Raw genomic sequence first — 18,059 nt, forward strand, 5'->3', positions numbered from 1 at the left:
CAGGTGCAGGGCGTCTCAGAGGGGTTCTTGGACTTCGGGAGAGCCGGTTCCTTCTTGCCCTCCAAGCCACGCATCGGCCGCTTCGGCAACCTGGTCATCACGACCGGCGACCGGCCGGGCGTAGTGCCGAGTCGTGACGCTCGCGTTCGAGTGGCCGAGCCGGTGAGCGGCGGTCATGACACCGTAGCGGTCGGCGACCCACGTCCCATGTGAGGCCCGAAGGTCGTGCGGTGTCACGTCGGTGAGCCCGGCCGCCGAGACGGCGGGGTCGAAGTACGCCTTGCGCCACTGGTTGTAGCGCAGCGGCTTCCCGCCGGGTGTCGTCAAGGCGGGTCGCTCCGCTCCCCGCGCGCGGCCCGGCCCCCGGCCGGGCCTGCGCTTATGTCTCTGCCCCGCTCCAGCCCGGCCGCCGTCCGGGCCGCGCTGGTCGCAGATCCGAGACCGTGAGTCGAACTCCGTGCGCGGGACTGCGAGGCTAGAGCGATGCCTCCGGCGGGGGATCGGCCGGCACCGGAATGGAGGGGGCGCCGTCGCCGAGTGCTGGCCTTTGGGGGTACGCATGGGGGGGAAGGTGAAGGGCAGTCAAGGTTGGATGCCGGGTGTGCGGAGTCGGTAGGCCTGGGAGCGGTTGAGGGTCTGAAGCGGATGACGTAGGCGGTCTGGTGCGGTGGGGCTGGAACCGTAATGGATGGTTTGGCGTTCTGCACTCACAGAGTGTTGTGACTTCCTACGCTTAGTCACTCCATAGGTAGGAGTGATGAGTACCTCCGGAGGGGCTGGGCTGTGAGTGCGGAGATCGTGCAGTTGATGGAGCAAGCCGGGCCGTACCTGTCGGCGGCGGTGACTGCTTATGGTGCAGGCATTCTGCATCGGGCCGGGGATGCGGCACTGGACGCGGCGGTCGAGGAGACAGCAGGGCTGGGCCAGCGGATTGTGCGGCTGGTGTGGCGTCAGCGGGACGAGGAAGGCCAGGCGTCATTGGAGCGGGCGGTTGATGAGGCAGCCGCGGAGCCGGACGACGCGGACGCGGCGGCCTTGCTGCGCCGTCAGATCAAGCTGGCGCTGCGTGAGGATGCCGAGCTGGCCCGTGAGGTGGCGGCACTACTGCCGGCCCAGAGCGGGGTGACGGTGAACGTGTCGGGGACCCGCGCGATCGGCGCGCAGCACATCGGCATCGCGGCTTCCGGCGACAACACCACGATCCATCCGCCGCAGCAGTGAACGCGCCGGCCCCCGGCGAGCCGACCCGAGTGAACGTCTCCGGTGAGAGGCCGATCGGGGCCGAGTCCATCCAGGTCGCGGTCAGCGGCGACAACACGCGGGTCGTCATCCTGCCCAAAGACGCTGTGGAATCGGCCCTGGAAGTAAAAGCACCCGCACAGGCCGGTTACCTGCCGAGATCGACATCGGGGGTGTTCATCGGCCGTGAAGCAGAACTATCCGCGCTGCGGGACTCGCTGACGTGCGGCGGCTCGGCAGCCGTGGTGCAACCGCAACGAACTCCGGCTCAGACGATCAGCGGACTGGGAGGTGTGGGCAAGAGCGCCCTGGCCCTGCACTACGCCACCCGCTACCGAAGCCACTACACCCTGGTGTGGTGGATCACCGCCGACTCCCCGGAGTCGATCCTCACCAGCCTCGCCGGGATCACTCAGCGACTGTGCCCGCAATCGGCGCAGAAGCTAGAGCCGGACCAACGGGCTGCATGGGCGATCACCTGGCTTCAGGCCCACCCTGACTGGCTTCTGATCTTCGACAACGTTGAGAACCCCGAACACCTCGGCCCCTACCTGGGCACGCTTTCCGGGGGGCACCACCTCGCCACCAGCCGCCGCGCGACCGGTTGGCAAGCCCTGGCCCCCGTGGTCTCTCTGGGCTTGCTGCCTTCGGACGAAGCGACCGACCTGTTGTGCACCATCGCCTTTCAGGGTGCCACTGTGGACAGCGAGCAGCGCGAGGCGGCGAAGCGGCTCGCCCACGACCTCGGCTACCTCCCCCTGGCCCTGGAACAAGCTGGTGCCTATGCCCACCGCACCGGTATCGACCTCGATACCTACCGCGCCCACCTCGCGCTCGTCCTGGACGAGAACCGCGACGCCCCAACCCCTGAACAGACCATCGCCCGGATCTGGGACCACACCCTCAACGCCATCACCGACCGCGACCCCCTGGCCGTCACCCTCCTACAAGCCATGGCATGGCTCGCCCCCGACAACATCTTCCGAACACTCCTTGAACCCCTCGCACCCCACACCATCGCACTCAGCAACGCCCTGGGCGAACTGCACGCCTACAACATGATCGGCTTCACCACCGACCGGCAGAGCGTCACCGTCCACCGACTCGTCCAGACAGTGCTACGCACGCGCACCCCAGCCCAACCACACAACGACGACACCAAGCCGACGGCCCCAGGCCGCGCGGAGGCCGAACAGGCTGTCCGGAACGCCCTGCCCAGTACAAATCAGGACTTGCACCCTGACGACACCGCAGCGTGGGAACGCCTGCTTCCCCATATCCTCGCCCTCGCCGAGACCACCCCCCCAGACAACGCGCCCTCCGCCGACACGGCCGACACCTACTACCAGGGTGCCCAGTACCTGTACCACCAGGGCCACGACGCCCACACCATCACATTGCGCACACAGACCCTCGCCCAATACACAGACGTTCTTGGCGACACCCACCCCTACACCCTCGCCAGCCGCGGCAATCTCGCCTACGCCTACCAGGCAGCGGGGGATCTAGGCCGGGCGATTCTGCTGATGGAAACCACCCTCGCCCAACGCGTGAAGATCCTCGGCGACACCCACCCCGACACCCTCGTCAGCCGCAGCAACCTCGCCTACGCCTACCAGGAAGCGGGGGATCTGGGCCGGGCGATCCCGCTGATGGAAACCACCCACGCCCAACGCGTGAAGATCCTCGGCGACACCCACCCCAAGACCCTCATCAGCCGCAGCAATCTCGCCGGCGCCTACCAGGCAGCGGGGGATCTGGGCCGGGCGATCCCACTGATGGAAACCACCCACGCCCAACGCGTGAAGATCCTCGGCGACACCCACCCCGAGAGCCTCGTCAGCCGCAGCAATCTCGCCGGCGCCTACCAGGCAGCGGGGGATCTGGGCCGGGCGATCCCACTGATGGAAACCACCCACGCCCAGTACGTGAAGATCCTCGGCGACACCCATCCCGACACCCTCAGCAGCCGCGGCAATCTCGCCGGCGCCTACTACACGGCGGGGGATCTGGGCCGGGCGATCCCACTGATGGAAACCACCCTCGCCCAGTGCGTGAAGATCCTCGGCGACACCCATCCCCGCACCCTCGTCAGCCGCGGCAACCTCGCCGGCGCCTACTACACGGCGGGGGATCTGGGCCGGGCGATCCCACTGATGGAAACCACCCTCGCCCAGTGCGTGAAGGCCCTGGGCGACACCCATCCCTACACCCTCGTCAGCCGCGGCAACCTCGCCGGCGCCTACTACACGGCGGGGGATCTGGGCCGGGCGATCCCACTGATGGAAACCACCCACGCCCAGTACGTGAAGGCCCTGGGCGACACCCACCCCTACACCCTCACCAGCCGCAACAACCTCGCCGGCGCCCGCCAAGCTAAGGCAGCCCTACAGCAACCAGATACAGCAACCCAAGCAACCGCCCCCGACCATCAGCCGCCTTCAGAAACCCCGGACCTACCGGTATGACCGTCCCCGACCGATCTCTGTAGAGCTACGGATCGGAAGGTGCACGTGCCCCATCCGTGCCCGATCCAGCGGGAAGCCACGGGGAACCACGGTGCCGAGCGGGAACCGCGCACGACGACAGCCCCTGACCAATTGCCTGGTCAGGGGCCGTTTCATCTGGCGGTGGGTGTGGGATTTGAACCCACGGTGACTTGCGCCACGACGGTTTTCAAGACCGTTCCCTTAGGCCGCTCGGGCAACCCACCTACGCCCCGCCCACCAGGGACGGAGCGGGTACAGCGTACCGGGCGCGGGCGGTGCTCGGGGGTGTGGTCCACACGGGGTCCGCCGGCACTGGCTCCGCTCCCGAGGACCAGCACTGCTGATCAACGCTGGGAGGCCGATCCCGTCCCGGCCATGGTCTCCACTGCTCAAGCCATGAGACCTGCGAAGAAGACGAAAACACCGCCTATCGCGGCAAGCAAGAAGGAGAGCTGGACGAAGTGGTGCTTCCGTCAAGCGATCTTGCTCATGTTGATGGTGGGGAGCATCAACCCCGTTGCAGTGCAGTTGAGTTGGCCATGTCACGGGACCGTTACGGCGTCGTCTTGGATCGAGGACCGAGGCATCCACTCGGACACTGGGCCCCTCATAATGATCAAGCACGTGCCGAGGGACACCCGCACCTCAGCCCCAACCAGTCGATCACGCAGGGGAACTGACACATGATCCGCAACCGCCGCAAGGCCTTCCTTGTCTCCGCCGCGCTCCTGGGCGGCACCCTGCTGATGACGGCGTGCAACCAGAGCGACGACGCCGACAGCTCCTCCGGCAAGGCCGACGCGTCTGCGGCGGCGAGCAAGTCTGGCGCCACAGACGTCAGCGGTGCCTCCGCGCCCCCCTCCGGCTCCGAAAACACGCCCCCCGGCAGCACGTCCGGTTCCGGGAACACGCCCCCCGGCAGCACATCCGGTTCCGGGAGCACATCCGACTCCGGCGAGACCGTCGTGGAGGGCCTCGACAAGGGCAAGGGCGTCAGCGGCACCTGGTACGGCATCGTGCGGTACGTGGCACCCGGCAAGTACCTGGTCGACGGTCCTGCGGCCCAGGGCTCCGGCGGTGAGCAGCAGGCGTTCTTCCTCGCCGAGGACACCGTGATCCTGGGCGGGGGCCAGATCTGCGGCACCGCCGGCTCGAAGGTGGACGCCCCCTGCGAGGAGGCCGACCTGGAGAAGGCCGCCAAGAAGGGCGTGGAGGCCGAGGTCGTGGTCAAGAACGGCATAGCCACTCAGATCACCGACGGTGCGCTCCTCTGATCCGATAGCTCGCAACGAGCAGAGGCGGTCTGCCGGAAGCCACACTTCCGGCAGGCCGCCTCACTCATTGCCGCGTCTCACCGCTTCCGGCCTCACGTACGTAGAGGCCGCCAACTCCCCTTCGCGCGGTCCTGGGCAACGGTCCGTGCTCCAGACCGCAAGGGGGTGCTGACCAGCGGGTACGTGGTTCGCTTGTGCCGGACTCCGGTCCACGCCTGGTCCACACGCACTGAGTCACACCTTGACAGAGCCTGATCAAGGTGAGGCTGCGCGCACGCGGAAGGGGCGGGCCGGATCGGGGGTGGCGGGTGGGTCGGCCGTCGACCGGGGTGGGTCAGCTGTCGACCGGGGTGGGTCAGCTGTCGCCCTCGCGTTCGCCCAAAGTGACGTCCGCCGTGCGGGTCTTGCCGTCGCGGGTGTACGTGAGGGTGACCTTGTCGCCGGGGAGGTGGGTCCAGATCTCGCCGATGAGGGTGGGGCCGCTGTCGATGACGTGGTCGTCGAGCTTGGTGATGACGTCGCCGGGCTTGAGGCCGGCCTTGTCGGCGGGGCCGTTCGCGGTGATGGAGTCCGCGCCCCCCTCACCGGAGTTCGTGATCTTCGCTCCGCCCGTGACTTCCTCCAGGGAGACCGAGGCACCGATCACCGGGTACACCGGCTTGCCCGTCCTGATCAGCTGCTGGGCCACGTTCTTGGCCTGGTTGATCGGAATGGCGAAGCCGAGGCCGATGGAGCCCGCCTGGCCGGAGCCGAAGCTGCCGCCGCTGCTGGCGGACTGGATGGCCGAGTTGATGCCGATGACGTTGCCGCGGGCGTCGAGGAGGGGGCCACCGGAGTTGCCCGGGTTGATCGACGCGTCGGTCTGCAGGGCGCTCATGTAGGAGGCCTTGCTGCCGGAGGAGCCGTCGCTGGAGGCCACGGGGCGGTTCTTGGCGCTGATGATGCCCGTCGTGACCGTGTTGGAGAGACCGAAGGGCGCACCGATCGCGATCGTCGAGTCGCCCACCGCGACCTTGTCCGAGTCGCCGAGCGTCAGCGGCTGGAGGTTCGACGGGGCGTTCTTCAGCTTGATGACCGCCACGTCGTAGCCCTGCGCGTGGCCGACGACCTCCGCGGCGTACTTCTTGCCGTCCGGGAAGGTGGCCGACACCTTGCCGCCGTCGACGGCCTCCGCCACCACGTGGTTGTTGGTGACGATGTGGCCTTCCTTGTCGAAGACGAAGCCGGTGCCCGTGCCACCGTCGCCGTCGCTGTTCGACGCCTCGATGGTCACCGTGCTCGGCAGCGCGGAGGAGGCCACGGCGGCGACCGTACCGGCGGCGCGCTTGACGTCTCCGCCGTTCTGGGAGGCCGAGACGGTCGTGGAACCGGTGGAGTTGTCGTTGCGGTCGGCCAGCGTGTAGCCGATGCCACCGCCGACACCGCCCGCGACCAGCGCGGCCACGAGGATCGCGGCGATCAGACCGCCGCGCTTCGTACCCGCCGGCTTGGGGGCGGGCTGCTGCGTCTGCTGCCACGAGGAGCCCCAGCCGCCGTCACCGGGACCGCCGGCACCACCGGCTCCGGAGGCCGCGCCCGTGTCCGCGTACGCGCCACCGCCGTGGTCCGCGTACGCGGGGACGGCCGGCGGTGCCGGAGGGGGCCAGGCGGCGTCGGGCGCGGAGGACCCGGCCCCGCCGGGAGCCTGTCCGTAACCTCCGCCGTACCCCTGGCCCGGGGCCGCCGCGTAGCCGGGCGCCCCGGCGGACACCAGTTCGGGCTGCGGCTGATGAGCCGCCTGCTGCTGCGCGGTCGGGTACTGCGCCGTCGGCTGGTGTGCCACCGGCTGCTCGGCCGTCGGATGCTGCGGCACCCCCGGCTGCACCGCGGTCGCTCCCGGCTCCGGGGCCGTCGGCGGGACCGGCGGAAGCTGGGTCGTCGGCGCGTTGTCGGCGGCCGTTCCGGCAGCCGGCGCCGGGGCGGGGGGCTCCGCCGGGGCCGCGCTCGGCTCGTGCGCAGGGGCCGGCGCGGAGGCAGCGGGAGTTTCCACCGGCACGGGAGGTGCGGACGGGGCCGGGGGTACCGGGGTGCCCTCGTTCTCGGTGCTCACAGCTTTTCTCCTCGATCCACGGCTTCGGCTGGTCGGCGGTCGACGTCGGTGGTCGACTGTTCTTGGTCGCACGTCGGACCGTGCGCAAGTTTGTATGGGGTCAGCTTTTCCCACGAGCCGTCAGGGCACCATAAGCGGTGCCTGTGGGTCCGGGACCATCCTTTATATAGGATCTATCAGACTAATGACGCGTACTGGGCGTACGAACCCGGTCGTCCACGGTCACCACCCCCACGCGTACCCCGTCACGGTGGCACCATGACGCGGTGACCCACGTACGACAGCTCCCGATTCAGGTCGTCGCCCACCGGGGTGCCTCCGAGGCGGCCCCCGAACACACCCTGGCCGCGTACAAAAAGGCGATCGAGGACGGTGCGGACGCCCTCGAATGCGATGTGCGGCTGACCGCGGACGGCCACCTCGTCTGTGTACACGACCGGCGCGTCAACCGTACGTCGAACGGCCGGGGCGCGGTCTCCGCGCTGGAGCTCGCCGACCTCGCGGCCCTGGACTTCGGTTCCTGGAAGAACGGCGACGAGGCCCCCGACTGGGAGGTCACCCCCGAGGACCGGGCCGACACCTCCGTCCTCACCCTTGAACGCCTGCTCGAACTCGTGGCCGACGCGGGACGCCGGGTGGAGCTGGCCATCGAGACCAAGCACCCCACGCGCTGGGCGGGCCAGGTCGAGGAGCGGCTGCTGGTTCTGCTGAAGCGGTTCGGGCTGGACGCCCCGGAGACGGCCGCCGACTCGCCGGTACGGATCATGAGCTTCTCGGCGCGCTCGCTGCAGCGCGTGCGCACCGCGTCCCCCACGCTGCCGACCGTCTATCTGATGCAGTTCGTCTCCCCCCGCCTGCGCGACGGACGCCTGCCGGACGGTGTCCGGATCGCGGGCCCCTCGATCCGGATCGTGCGCAACCACCCCGCCTACATCGAGCGCCTGAAGAGCGCCGGTCACCAGGTGCACGTGTGGACCGTGAACGAGCCCCAGGACGTCGACCTCTGTGTCGAGCTGGGCGTCGACGCCATCATCACCAACCGCCCCCGCGCGGTGCTCCACCAGCTGAGCCGCTGACCGCGGCCCCGGAACCACCCGCCGCCGCCCCACCGAGCGCACGGCCTCCCACAACTTCGAACACACCGATTCCGACAGCTTCCAACACCACGCTCGGGACAGCCCCGAACACGCCGCTGTTCACACCTGCGACCACCACGCCGGCCGCCGTCGCCGCCCCGGCACGGCGCTTGACGGAGGTAAGAATTCCGCCAAGGCGACCGGACCACGACCGGGGACAAGTCTGCATATCAGGGACGAAATTCAGCCACTCGGCTACGGGGAGTGCACCGGCGCGTTCGGTCCGTGTTCGATCGTCGTGAGTGCGTCAGAGCACGCGTTCCGGCCGGTTTCCAGTCCAGTCCAATGGGGCATTCACACCGTGGCGTGGGGCGAAGGAGGTCTCGGGGGTGGCGTTGGTGGTGGCACAGGAGGTGCCCACGTCGTCGAGCATGGCCGTACCCCATGGCCCTGCGGGCGTGGGGGAAGCGAGGCACCGGATGCGCGATCAGTTGCGCGACGGTGGTGTGGCGGATTCGGTCATCGACGACGCCCTACTGATCCTTTCCGAACTGCTCAGCAATGCCTGCAAACACGGCAGACCACTGGGCGACGCGCTGGCCGGCGACGGCGACGTGCGCTGCGCCTGGCGCATGGATCCCACCGGACGACTCACGGTCGAGGTGACGGACGGCGGTGGTCCGACCCGCCCGGTTCCGTCCACGCCCTCGGTCACCGCACACGGCGGCCGCGGGCTGAACATCGTCACGGCGCTGGCCGACGACTGGGGCGTACGCGACGACGCCCGCGGCGAGGTCACGGTGTGGGTCGTCGTCCAGGACGACATCTACCGCGCCCACCGCCGGGACGACTTCGCCACCCGCGTCGTCGCCCCCACGGTCTCCACCGTGCCCGACCTGGACTTCGTGGACGCCTTCGACGACCTGGACTGACCCGGCGGTCGGCGGCAGGCGTGCACATCCTGGCCCGAACCGCCGGTTCCGGGACGACTCGGTGCGTTGTCCACAGGGTCCCGTCGGGCGTCGTACGAGCGGCTAGGCTCGCGCCAGTACGAGACGAGCCGTGATCGGGAGACACCCACGATGGCCAAGAAGCGACCCCACACGAAGGCCAAGCGCCCGCAGGGCACCGGCGGAGTCGGCGCCGCAGGCGCCGATGGGCAGGTTCCGGTTGTCGGCGCGCGCGAGCAATGCCCCTGCGGCAGCGGCCGCCGCTACAAGGCCTGCCACGGCCGGGCCGCCGCCCAGGCGGTGACCGAGCTGGTGCAGCGCCCCTTCGAGGGCCTGCCGGGCGAGGGCGACTGGATCGCGCTGCGCGAGCTGGTGCCCGCCGCCACCGTCGAGCTGAAGCTGAAGGACGCGCTCCCGGAGGGCGTTCCGTCGGTGACCCTCGCCACCGTCCTGCCCATGGCGTGGCCCGCGCTGCGCCGCGACGACGGCTCGGTGCTGCTCGGCCTGCAGAACGACACGTCGTCCGGCGACATCAGCCGCGACCTCGCCGACACCCTCCAGCGTGCCCTCGTCGCCGACCCGGGCACCCCGGTCCAGGGCCGGCGCGCCCCGGCCGACGGACCGCGTCTGCAGGACCTGCTGGACCCCGAAGGTGAGTTCGAGCCAGTTGTGCACACGGGCTTCGAGTTCTGGGTCCCGGACACGGAGAACACGACCCCGGAGGTGACCGCATCCCTGGAGCGCGCCAACTCCGCGGCGATCCCGACTGTGAAGCTCGCGGGCGTCGACGCGGCGTACTGGTGCGAGACCCCCGACAAGAACCATTTGCGATGGGTCATGCCGCACGCCGAGGAGCGGCTTCTGGACGCCCTCGCCCGGCTGCACGCGGCGGGGAGTTCCAGCCTCGGCGAGGGCACCCGTCTGGTCGGTTCCTTCCGTGCTCACGGCCTCACCGTGCCGGTCTGGGACCTGCCCACCGGGGTCGGCGCGGACGACGTGGAGAAGCCGGCGGCCGAGTTCGCCGAGCGGCTCGCCACCGCCCTGGCCGACGAGTCCCCGCTCACCCCGGACGAGCGCCGGGCGCGCGGCGGGCTCACCAACCGGCAGGTCACGCTGAGTTGACCCTGCGTGTCGGCGCCGACCGTACGGGCAGCTGACCGAGTGCGCTCAAGATGTGGTGACTCCTGTCACAACTCCCCTACGTGACAAGCAAATTCGTGTCCGAATAGCCAAGACCGAATTTGCGAAGCGCCGATCTCTTGTTACGGTTTCATTAGCCCGGTTGCTGGTGCATCCCCCGTCGCCAGCAACCGGGTCTTCTCATGCCCGGGTCTCTCCCGGGTCCTGCCCGGGGTCCTGGGCGCCACCGCCGCACCGACCCCGCTCGGCCCCAACGCCCTTATGAACGGCCTGAGTTGCTGCCTGAGCGCAACAGCAGCGGTCCGTCGCCGTCCGGTGCCGCGAACTCCGCCACGGCCGTGTACGCCCCCATTGCGCCCCGCGTGCGCTCCCTGGGCGTCTCGCACGCCCCGGGCTCGTCGTGAGCGCCCACGGCGCAGTACATCCGTACGGTGCGACCGCCGGGCGCCATCATGCTGAGGACCGAACTCAGCTCACGCCCGGTGGCGTTGCGGTAGTACGTGCGGGCCCAGGTCTGCTCGCCCTGCGTGAGGACGCACGTCTGCGCCTCGATGCCGTCGGGGGAGGTGAGTTCGGGGCCGCAGCGGGTGGCCGTGGCGAGTCCGATGCCGAGCAGTGGCCGCGAGGAGGGCGCGGTGTCGTCCTTGGCGACGACGTCGCCGACGTCCCCGGCATCGCCGACGTCGTCGCCCGCCGCCGTTCCGTCCGGCTCACCCGACCCGCCCGCCTTCTGATCGACGTGCCCGGAGGACTTCTCGGCGGCTCCTGCCGGCCCGTCGGCGGCAGGGTCCGGGTGCGAGGAGGGAGACCGTTCGGACGTGAGGGCGCGGTCGGACGTACGTACGTCGCCGAGGGGGCCGGCGGAGGCGGCGAGGGGCAGGCCCAGCGCGACCGCGACCGCGGCGGTCAGTCCCGCCAGGCGGAGCCGGTGCGGATCGGGCCCGCCGCGCACCGGCTCGGGTGCTCTACGGCTCCGGGGCGGGGGAGCGCTGTGGCGACCGCGCGGAGGGGCCCCGCGGCCCCCGGGAAGACGCTGCATGTGCGGAAGATAACGACCGACCGGGGGCACCCGGTCCCGCGCGCGCCGGGCGCGCTCAGAACTCGGGCGCGCTCACACCCGTACGAGTGAGGGCGTCGACGACCGCGTCCACGACCGCCTCGACGTCGGGCACCCAGGGCGCGGCCGAACCGGGCAGCGGGGCCCGCTCCCAGCGGATCGCTCCGTGACCGGTCTCGGAGGGGGGCAGTGCCAGATAGCCGCCCTCGCTGTGGAAGCGCAGCGAACCGGGCACGAAGTCCTTGGCGTAGAGCAGTTCGCCCAACTGCTCCATGGAGTACGGCGCGACGAGGATCGCCCAGCGGTGCGGGGCCGCGACCACGGGGCCGAGGCGCATACCGGTGCGGTCGAGCGCGGCGAGGGCGCGGGAGGCGGCCGGGGCCGGCAGGCTCACCGCGCAGGGGGCGGCGCCGCCGGTGGCCAGCACGATCGGTGCCGTCGGGCGGTTGCCCCACCACCAGCGGACCATGCGCTCGTCGGTGGTGGCGGCCAGCAGGCCGGGGTCGAAGGGGTGAGCACCGGGCACCACGCACTCCGGGTCCGGGCAGCCGCAGCGGGCACGGCCCTGCGGGTCCGGCGCCACCCCCGGGAGTACGGGCCACTGCCATTCCGTCGCGAACGTCAGGGCCTGCTCAAGTAGCTCGGGCCTCCCGCCGTTGCGCCTGGACAGGAGCCTGCGTCGCTTTCCGGGGATCTCGCGCATGAGCGCTCGTCCTTTCCGTTGCACGCATGGCAACACCGTGGGTCACATCACAACATGTGTCGTTCACTGCACTGTGCGTACCTGCTGGCGCATCACACCCCTGTCGCGGACAAGGGGAACCCCTGGGGGCCGGGCTCGGTTACGTCCGCGTCCATCGCTTGCGTCGACTTGCGTCTGTCAAAAGCATGGGCATGGCGTAGGGGTGGCGGCGCCTGGCGTTTTGCCGTCTCGCATGTGCTCGCCGCCTCCGCCACGGGAGGATGGGGCTCGGTCGTCGGTGGATAGGACGCCCGGGTCCGTCGCCAGGTTCCGGGCGACCTCCGCCACCCCTGGCCTTCACCGAGTACGTACCCATCACGACCGCTGTGACGCTCTGTTGAACAAGGCCAGTCGACCTCAATACACCGTTCACCACAACACTTTTTAGCCAACTTTGCTTTTCCCGAAGGTCTGGACAAGAGGTTGACGGGTGTCCAACAGCGCCTCACGGACACCAGATATCCCAGCAGGACAATGCTGGACATCCCCTCACGAGTGCGTGTACATGTGGAGAGACTGCTAGCGGCGCAGAATGACATGGGGGTTTGCGATGCTTTTGAGCAATACGCACCGGTCGGAAAGCCGGACACCATGAACGCCCCTCACCCTCCGAAAGTGGCTGGAATCGATTCAACGGTTCCCTCCCCCGCACACACTGTCGCGCCCGCGCCCGTCGCCCCCGGTTCCCCATCGGCCCCTCCCGCCACAGGACCGGGCACCGCCCCCGGGGCCGTTCTGCAGGACAGACTCGCGGGCTGGGTCTCGGACCTCACGACGCTGCACGAACTCACCGAACGCCTGACCCGCACGGACTCACTCGACAGCGCGCTGGAGGAGACCCTGCGCGCCGGCGCCGCCCTGGTGGGCGCCCGCCGCGGTCTCCTCGTCCTGGAACCGGCCGGCGGACTCGGTCCGGACACCACCGTCGGCCTCGGACTCGGCCGCGCCGACCTCGGGCACATCGAGACCGTGCCGCGCAGTTCCCTGCCGTACGGCCGCATCCTCGACGGACTGCCGGGCGGTGACGGCGAGATCGCCCAGCCCGACCTGTTCGCCGAGGACGGACTCGACCCGCGCCACCGCGAGGTCGCCGCCCGGCTCGGATTCGCGGCGAGCTACGCGCTCCCGCTGTCCACCGAGAGCGCCGGCCGGCTCGGCGCCGCCGTCTGGCTCTACGACGAGCCCGCGGAGCCGGTCGAGCGGCAGCGCCACCTCGTCGGGCTGTACACGCGCTACGCCGCCGAGCATCTGGCCCGGCTCGTCGAGGTCGAGCGCACCCGCGCGTGCATGGCGACCATCGCCGAGGAACTGCTGCCCTCCCGGCTGCCCCGGGTCGCCGGCGTGCAGCTCGCCGCCCGGCACCGCACCGGGCCGCGCGGCGGCGGCGACTGGTACGACGCGCTGCCGCTGCCGGACGCCGCGCTCGGGCTCGCGGTCGGTTCGGTCACGGGGTCGGGGCCCAGCGCGATCGCCGCGATGGGACGGCTGCGTGCCTCCCTGCGGGCGTACGCGGTGATGGAGGGCGAGGACCCCGTCGCCGTCCTCTCCGACCTGGAGCTGCTGCTGCGCCTGACGGAACCCGCCCGCTCCGCCACCGCGCTCTTCGCCTACGTGGAACCCGCCCTGCGCAAGATCACCCTGGCCGGGGCCGGACACAGCCCGCCGCTGGTGATCGGCGAACGGCGCACCGAGTTCGTCGAGACCTCCCTGTCGGCGCCGCTCGGCATGCTCGCCTGCTGGGAGGCGCCGAGCGTGGAGCTGACCGCTCATTCAGGAGAAACCGTCCTGCTCTATACCGACGGCCTCCTCCAGCGCACCGGCGAACCCGTCGACCGGGCCTTCGCCCGTCTCCACGCGGCCGCGGCCTGCGTCCCCCGGGCCCTGCGCACCGACCCCGGCGCCATCGCCGACCACGTCCTGCGCACCGTTCTGCCGGAGAGGCTCGACGCGGCCGACGGCACGAAGGACGTGGTGCTGCTCGCGGCGCGGTTCGAGTAGGCCTGCCGGCTCCTTCCTCGGGTGCGGGACGGCGATCCCTCGCGGCTGCTTGCCGTAAGGGATCGGTGACCCCTCGTGAGAGGCGTTCCGGCCGCCCCGGGACCCCGGCGGCACGACCGTACGATGGACGCGGTCCAGTGCCGTACCTAGGAGGATGACCGTGGCGGACGAGCTCGAACCGGTGACCCCGGAGACCGAGGCGACCGAAGCCGAGGAGCCGATCAAGCAGCGCAAGAACGGCCTGTACCCGGGCGTGTCCGACGAGCTGGCCGAGAGCATGAAGTCCGGCTGGGCCGACACCGAGCTGCACGGTCTGGAGCCGATCGCCCAGGCCGCGGAGACCGCCGCCCGCCGCGCCGCGCTCTCCGCGCGCTTCCCCGGCGACCGCCTGGTGATCCCCTCGGGCAACCCCAAGACCCGCTCGAACGACACCGAGTACCCCTTCCGGGCGTCGGTCGAGTACGCGTACCTCACCGGCAACCAGACGGAGGACGGCGTCCTGGTCCTGGAGCCGACGGGCGCCGAGGGGCACGAGGCGACGATCTACCTCCTGCCCCGCTCCGACCGGGAGAACGGCGAGTTCTGGCTCTCCGGCCAGGGCGAGCTGTGGGTGGGCCGACGGCACTCGCTGACCGAGTCGGCCGAGCTGTACGGCATCCCCGCCGCCGACGTCCGCGAACTCGCCGGCAAGCTGCGCGAGGCCACCGGGCCGGTGCGGGTCGTACGCGGGTACGACGCCGGCATCGAGGCGGCGCTGCACGACAAGGTCACCGCCGAGCGTGACGACGAGCTGCGGGTCTTCCTCTCCGAGGCACGGCTGGTCAAGGACGCGTTCGAGATCGGCGAGCTGCAGAAGGCCGTCGACTCGACCGTGCGCGGGTTCGAGGACGTCGTCCGCGTGCTGGACAGGGCCGAGGCGACCTCGGAGCGCTACATCGAGGGGACGTTCTTCCTGCGCGCCCGGGTCGAGGGCAACGATGTCGGCTACGGCTCCATCTGCGCCTCCGGCCCCCACGCCACGACGCTGCACTGGGTCCGCAACGACGGTCCGGTCCGCTCCGGCGACCTGCTCCTGCTGGACGCGGGCGTCGAGACGCACACGTACTACACGGCCGACGTCACGCGCACCCTGCCGGTCAACGGCACCTTCAGCGAGGTCCAGAAGAAGATCTACGACGCCGTCTTCGACGCGCAGGAGGCCGGTATCGCCGCCGTGCGGCCCGGCGGCAAGTACCGCGACTTCCATGACGCCGCGCAGCACGTTCTCACCGAACGGCTGGTCGAGTGGGGGCTCGTCGAGGGGCCCGTCGAGCGGGTCCTGGAGCTGGGCCTCCAGCGTCGCTGGACCCTGCACGGCACGGGTCACATGCTCGGCATGGACGTCCACGACTGCGCCGCCGCGCGCGTCGAGTCCTACGTCGACGGGACGTTGGAGCCGGGGATGGTGCTGACGGTCGAGCCCGGCCTGTACTTCCAGGCGGACGACCTCACCGTCCCCGAGGAGTACCGGGGCATCGGCGTCCGGATCGAGGACGACATCCTGGTGACGGAGGACGGCAACCGCAACCTGTCCGCGGGTCTGCCGCGACGCTCCGCTGAGGTTGAGCTGTGGATGGCTTCGCTGCGGGGTTCGCGGGACTGAGGGGCCGGTTGTTCGTCTCTTGTCCGTCCGCGGGTGAGTGGGGGCTGGTCGCGCAGTTCCCCGCGCCCCTGTAAGCCCAGGCTCCCGCAGCCCTGACAGCGCGGCGGTGTCGGGCCTGAAAAGCAGTGGGCGCAGCCCCTGCTTTTCAGGGGCGCGGGGAACTGCGCGACCCGCCCCCACCGGACCCGCGGATGGGGGTCGAAGGGGCGCAACCCCTGGGGGAGGGACGGGTAGGGGCGGCGGGGGCGAGGAACGCTATGCGGCCACCCTCGCGGCAGCGACAGGCAGCGCGTCCACGAACAACGCGCCCGCCAGCAGCGACGCACTCCCGCGGGGACTCCACCCCCGCTCCCGGAGATCCGTGTCGAGCGCCATCAGCGCCTCCCGCCCCGCGCCCGTCGCCGTACCCCCCGCCTCGACCACCGCCCGCGCCCCGGCCTGCACCCGCCGCAGCCCGTGCGGCCCGGCGGTGTACAGCAGTTCGGTGTCCTGCAGCGTGGACATCACCGTGAGAAGCGCGTCGAGGCGGGCATCCCCCTCCCGCGTCCCCGCGACGCGTGCCCCGGCCAGGACGTCCAACGCCCGCCGTACATGGGGAAAACCCGCCCGGGCCTCGCCCCGGGCGCCCGCGGCCCCGTACTTGGCGGAGACCGACGACCCCCGCGAGGGGCGTCCGGGTGCCCGGCGGTCGGGGTGGGCGGCGATCTTCTTGGCGATGGCGGCCAGTTCGCGCCCCCGGGCGCCGGGCTCCAGGGCGGCCGCGGCGACCAGCAGACCCAGCACCCAGGTGGCACCGCGATGCCCGCCGCCGGCGCGTTGCATCGAGTGCTCGGTGCAGCGCCCGATCGCACCGAGTTCGGCCCGGAGTCCGGGGGTGGGGGCACCGTTGCGCCGGGCACAGGCCGCCATCGCCGCGAAGCCGGGCAGCAGTGCCTTCGCCGACCAGCGCAGGGCACGGTGGTCCTGCCGGGTCGCGCGGGCGCCGAGATCGCGCGGGTCGGGCAGGCCGGGCTTGGGGGTCAGTTCCAACTGCCGGGTGAGCGCGGCCACCGCGGCCCGCGCCAGCGTCTCGTCCTCACGACTGCTCATGGGCGCACCCCTACGAGGCCGACGTGGAGCCGGTGGCGTCGTCGGTCGGGGCGTCCGCCGGGGGCTCGCCCGACGGGGGCGTACCGCCCTCGCCGCCACCGCCGCCGGCACCGGTGTTCTCGGCGTCGGGGTCGATGCCGAGGGTGAGGGAGCCCCGGTAACCGCGGGCCGGGTTCGCCTTCTTGACGGCCTTGAGGGTGAGCAGGCCGCTGGTGGCGCCGCCGCCGTCGTAGACCATGTCGTCGTCGAGTGTGGCGTAGCTGCCGCTGTGCCGGGAGTACGGCTCCAGCGTGAAGACCTCCTGGGCGATCTCGTCGTCGAAGAAGAACTGGCCCGTGAAGTTGACCTTGCCGCCCTCGTAGGTGCCGTCCTCCTTCTCGCCGCCGGTGTGCACCTTCACATGGATGTGGCAGGTGCGCGGGGTGTACCAGCCGGGGAAGATGGTCTCGAACTTGACGACCCCGTTCGCGTTGGCGATCTGATATCCGCGAAGGTACGTGGCGTCGTCGGCGGTCGAACCGTCCTCGCTCTCGGCGGGTGCCGAACCGCCGGGATTCGCGGTGGTGTAGCCGGAGTAGTAGCCCCAGGCGTCGCAGTGCCAGATCTCCACGGCCGCGCCGGGGACCGGGGTGCAGCCGTCGGTGGCGTCCACCACGGTGAGGCGCAGCGTCAAGGGAACACCGCTCTTGCCTTCGGTGATGTCCTTGCGGACGAGGGCGCCGTCCAGATAGTAGGGCCCCTCGGTGACGCTCGACATCAGCGTCATGCACGCGCTGTCGGTGCTCGTCCCGGACGCCTCTACGCTGCTGGTGTTCCCGTCCGCGAACGCCGACTGATACCCGGAGACCACCAGCCCGCCGGCGGCGACCGTCCCTCCGGTCACCGCGAGGGCACGGCGCCTCGTGATCGTTCTGCTCGTGTGGTTTCCCGCTGCGTGGTTTCCCGTCATGGCAGTGAAGTTAGGGGCGCACTCCGTCAGGGGGCTGAGGTCCGGCTGTGCGATGGCTGAGAGTGCGCGGCGGTCCGCCCCTGGCGCCGGAACGGGGTCTCTCCTCCGCCCGACCGCGCCGGGAGCCGGAACCCGGAAGCCGGAAGCCGGTGGATGAGACGGTTCTCACGTTTGCCGTCCCGCATACGGACGAGGCTTGTGTTGCCGTTCGAAGCACTCCCCGGTGTCGGCTATGTTCTGGTCGCGACCAGCAGCTGACCGAATATTCGGCGCCGTCGGCCCGGTCGGCCGCTAACTTCTTCTGCGGCCGACCCTTGAGTGAGAA

Annotated in this window: 13 protein-coding genes, 1 tRNA gene and 1 pseudogene; 8 read left to right on the forward strand and 7 right to left on the reverse strand. The window is 70.6% G+C overall.

Annotation, left to right across the window (positions count from 1 at the left end; translation table 11 throughout):
• Positions 1 to 15: 15 nt before the first annotated feature.
• A pseudogene (locus ACWCRJ_RS19260) lies at positions 16 to 324 on the reverse strand (tyrosine-type recombinase/integrase); the annotation flags it as partial.
• A 459-nt stretch (positions 325 to 783) separates the two neighbouring features.
• Here ACWCRJ_RS19260 and ACWCRJ_RS19265 point away from each other — a divergent pair.
• Both ACWCRJ_RS19265 and fxsT read left to right on the forward strand, forming a co-directional pair.
• Complete coding sequence (locus ACWCRJ_RS19265; protein WP_450940379.1) at positions 784 to 1,221, forward strand: hypothetical protein; 438 nt, start codon at positions 784 to 786, stop codon at positions 1,219 to 1,221.
• A 29-nt stretch (positions 1,222 to 1,250) separates the two neighbouring features.
• Positions 1,251 to 3,707, forward strand: coding sequence for an FxSxx-COOH system tetratricopeptide repeat protein (gene fxsT, locus ACWCRJ_RS19270; protein ID WP_450940380.1), 2,457 nt, complete (start codon positions 1,251 to 1,253; stop codon positions 3,705 to 3,707).
• Positions 3,708 to 3,864: 157 nt separating this feature from the next.
• On the opposite strand, the gene ACWCRJ_RS19275 is transcribed toward fxsT, so the two are convergent.
• Positions 3,865 to 3,952 (reverse strand) — tRNA-Ser (locus ACWCRJ_RS19275).
• A gap of 459 nt (positions 3,953 to 4,411) precedes the next feature.
• Here ACWCRJ_RS19275 and ACWCRJ_RS19280 point away from each other — a divergent pair.
• Positions 4,412 to 5,002 (forward strand): hypothetical protein, encoded by a 591-nt coding sequence (locus tag ACWCRJ_RS19280; RefSeq protein WP_450940381.1) that lies wholly within the window; start codon positions 4,412 to 4,414, stop codon positions 5,000 to 5,002.
• A 355-nt stretch (positions 5,003 to 5,357) separates the two neighbouring features.
• Here ACWCRJ_RS19280 and ACWCRJ_RS19285 read toward each other — a convergent pair whose 3' ends face one another.
• A complete protein-coding gene (locus ACWCRJ_RS19285; protein WP_450940382.1) occupies positions 5,358 to 7,091 on the reverse strand; it encodes a S1C family serine protease in 1,734 nt (577 codons plus the stop codon).
• A 266-nt stretch (positions 7,092 to 7,357) separates the two neighbouring features.
• Here ACWCRJ_RS19285 and ACWCRJ_RS19290 point away from each other — a divergent pair, with 266 nt between their 5' ends.
• The 3 genes from ACWCRJ_RS19290 (at position 7,358) to ACWCRJ_RS19300 (ending at position 10,239) form a co-directional block, all read left to right on the forward strand.
• Positions 7,358 to 8,167, forward strand: a complete 810-nt coding sequence (locus ACWCRJ_RS19290) for a glycerophosphodiester phosphodiesterase (RefSeq protein WP_450940383.1) — start codon at positions 7,358 to 7,360, stop codon at positions 8,165 to 8,167.
• A gap of 389 nt (positions 8,168 to 8,556) precedes the next feature.
• Entirely contained in the window at positions 8,557 to 9,099 is a 543-nt protein-coding gene (locus ACWCRJ_RS19295; protein WP_450940384.1) for an ATP-binding protein, read from the forward strand.
• Positions 9,100 to 9,249: 150 nt separating this feature from the next.
• A complete protein-coding gene (locus tag ACWCRJ_RS19300; protein ID WP_450940385.1) occupies positions 9,250 to 10,239 on the forward strand; it encodes a DUF5926 family protein in 990 nt (329 codons plus the stop codon).
• A gap of 277 nt (positions 10,240 to 10,516) precedes the next feature.
• On the opposite strand, the gene ACWCRJ_RS19305 is transcribed toward ACWCRJ_RS19300, so the two are convergent.
• Both ACWCRJ_RS19305 and ACWCRJ_RS19310 read right to left on the reverse strand, forming a co-directional pair.
• Positions 10,517 to 11,209 (reverse strand): hypothetical protein, encoded by a 693-nt coding sequence (locus ACWCRJ_RS19305; RefSeq protein ID WP_450940452.1) that lies wholly within the window; start codon positions 11,207 to 11,209, stop codon positions 10,517 to 10,519.
• A 142-nt stretch (positions 11,210 to 11,351) separates the two neighbouring features.
• Positions 11,352 to 12,017 (reverse strand): bifunctional DNA primase/polymerase, encoded by a 666-nt coding sequence (locus ACWCRJ_RS19310; RefSeq protein ID WP_450940386.1) that lies wholly within the window; start codon positions 12,015 to 12,017, stop codon positions 11,352 to 11,354.
• 513 nt (positions 12,018 to 12,530) lie between these two features.
• Between ACWCRJ_RS19310 and ACWCRJ_RS19315 the strand changes: the two genes are divergently transcribed.
• Entirely contained in the window at positions 12,531 to 14,054 is a 1,524-nt protein-coding gene (locus tag ACWCRJ_RS19315) for a PP2C family protein-serine/threonine phosphatase (RefSeq protein ID WP_450940387.1), read from the forward strand.
• Between the two features lie 160 nt (positions 14,055 to 14,214).
• Positions 14,215 to 15,696: an aminopeptidase P family protein gene (locus ACWCRJ_RS19320; protein WP_450940388.1), complete on the forward strand. Its 1,482-nt coding sequence runs from the start codon at positions 14,215 to 14,217 to the stop codon at positions 15,694 to 15,696.
• 255 nt (positions 15,697 to 15,951) lie between these two features.
• On the opposite strand, the gene ACWCRJ_RS19325 is transcribed toward ACWCRJ_RS19320, so the two are convergent.
• Both ACWCRJ_RS19325 and ACWCRJ_RS19330 read right to left on the reverse strand, forming a co-directional pair.
• Positions 15,952 to 16,785 carry a triphosphoribosyl-dephospho-CoA synthase gene (locus ACWCRJ_RS19325; protein WP_450940389.1) on the reverse strand — a complete coding sequence of 278 codons (834 nt, stop codon included), beginning with the start codon at positions 16,783 to 16,785 and terminating at the stop codon, positions 15,952 to 15,954.
• A 10-nt stretch (positions 16,786 to 16,795) separates the two neighbouring features.
• Complete coding sequence (locus tag ACWCRJ_RS19330; protein ID WP_450940390.1) at positions 16,796 to 17,734, reverse strand: intradiol ring-cleavage dioxygenase; 939 nt, start codon at positions 17,732 to 17,734, stop codon at positions 16,796 to 16,798.
• Positions 17,735 to 18,059: the final 325 nt, after the last annotated feature.

The sequence above is a fragment of the Streptomyces sp. NPDC002324 genome (assembly GCF_053593335.1).